Origin of the sequence: Acinetobacter sp. CFCC 11171, from assembly GCF_003268405.1 — a bacterium.
Classification (GTDB): domain Bacteria; phylum Pseudomonadota; class Gammaproteobacteria; order Pseudomonadales; family Moraxellaceae; genus Acinetobacter; species Acinetobacter amyesii.
Map to the genome: position 1 here is coordinate 1 of NZ_LQXP01000096.1, position 1,081 is coordinate 1,081.

Here is a 1,081-nt window from a genome sequence, read left to right on the forward strand (position 1 = left end):
AAGTTGACAAAAATAACTAATCATGCGAAAAGGTTTTTTTAGTTAACAGATGTTCACACATGCCTCGGATTGTTTCTGTACCACTTAGTTTAGAACAGCGAGAACGACTCATTTTTCTGGCCAAACATGCAAAACATTGGCGTGAAAGACAACGTGCCCAAACTATTCTCTGGCTTTCCGAAGGTAAAAGTGTTGCAGAAGTTGCCACTCTACAAGAACGTATCCCAGAAACCATAAGGCTACAACGCCGACGTTGGGAATTGTATGAGTTTGAATCGATTAAAGAAGGTCATCGCTCAGGTCGACCCAATACATTGATCTCAGACTATCAGGCGAAAATCTTAGATTGGGTCAATACAAGTCCACTCAATGCAGAACAAATCCGAGTCAAACTACATGAAGAATACGAAGTGTCCGTGTCTGTTGAAACCATTCGTAAGTTTTTACGTGATTCAGGTATGGTCTTCAAGCGTACCCGTCATAGCTTGAAAAAAAAGAGATCCGATTGTATTTGAACAAGCAACACAGCAGATTGAAGAATTACGAGAGCAAGCGGCACGTGGTGAAATTATATTAGGTTATGTTGATGAAACAGGGTTTTCATCTACACCTGATAACCGCTATGCGTGGACAAAGATAGGTAATGTTCATGCGGTTGATGCAATAAGATTAAAACGAGTTAATGTCATGGGGTGTTTGCTTTCAACGGGGAAACTGGTGACAAGTTGTTTACAAGAGTCAGTTACAAGCACTTGGTTTTATGCCTATTTAACTGGAATAGCTCAACAAGTTAAACAGACGTATAACCTTCCATTGGTTCTTATTGTTGATAATGCCTCGATTCATAGAAGTAAAAAGATGGCTGATTACAGAGAGCTACTTAAAACTAACTTTTCGACGAATCTGTATTTTATTCCAGCTTATAGCCCTGAGTTAAATCGAATCGAGATGGTATGGAAGCAGATGAAATATTATTGGCGAGATTTTCAAGTCATGACAGCTGATAAAATAGAGCAATGGGTGGAGAAAGTATCAAACCAATTCGGAAAAGAATACATGTTTACTTTTTAATGACAACTTA

The 1,081-nt window shown here is 38.7% G+C and carries 2 protein-coding genes; both read left to right on the top strand.

What is annotated here, in order from left to right:
- Positions 1-59: 59 nt before the first annotated feature.
- Positions 60-515, top strand: a complete 456-nt coding sequence (locus tag AVJ20_RS17985) for a helix-turn-helix domain-containing protein (protein ID WP_004973749.1) — start codon at positions 60-62, stop codon at positions 513-515.
- Positions 516-531: 16 nt separating this feature from the next.
- Positions 532-1,071, top strand: coding sequence for an IS630 family transposase (locus tag AVJ20_RS17990; protein WP_257245703.1), 540 nt, complete (start codon positions 532-534; stop codon positions 1,069-1,071).
- Positions 1,072-1,081 lie beyond the last annotated feature (10 nt).